Source organism: Micromonospora sp. RTGN7 (assembly GCF_033804645.1).
In the GTDB taxonomy this organism is placed as follows: domain Bacteria; phylum Actinomycetota; class Actinomycetes; order Mycobacteriales; family Micromonosporaceae; genus Micromonospora.
In genome coordinates this window covers 1-468 of sequence record NZ_JAPZLF010000061.1, presented here as the reverse complement: position 1 = coordinate 468, position 468 = coordinate 1, and the positions used below count along the sequence as shown (strand labels likewise).

Sequence of the window (468 nt, the reverse complement as noted above, 5' to 3'; positions counted from 1 at the left end):
CTCCGGGCTTGACGAGGAGTGCGCCACCGTCGGCGCCTTCGTCGTAGGTCCCGGGCCAGTCCTTACCCGGCTCGGCTGGCGTCCCCGGCTCAACCGGGGCAGTCCCCGGCGCGGCTGGTGTGGCCGGCGCGGCGGGCATCCCCGGCATGGCTGGTGTGGCCGGCGTGCTCTCGGCGGCTACCGGAGCGGCGGCGGCCGGGCCTGGCTTGGCTACCGGAGCGGCGGCCGGGCCTGGCTTGGCTACCGGAGCGGCGGCGGCCATCGGCGCGGCGGCGGCCCCGGGGGCGGCGGCGCCTGCCGGCGCGGTCCCGGTGGCCGGTGGGGCTGCCGGGTCTGGCTTGGCGGCCGTCGGTGGGGTGTCGGTCTTCGGTGGGGTGGTGCCGTCGGGTGTGGTGGGCCAGGGTTCGGGTTCGTGCTTCTTCTCGCGGGCGGCGTTGCCGTCCTTGAGGGTGACGCCCTTGAGGGTGA

1 pseudogene is annotated in these 468 nt (G+C 77.6%); it reads right to left on the bottom strand.

The features are described 5' to 3' along the window. Positions 1-468, bottom strand: a pseudogene (locus SNR22_RS29205) (hypothetical protein); the annotation flags it as partial.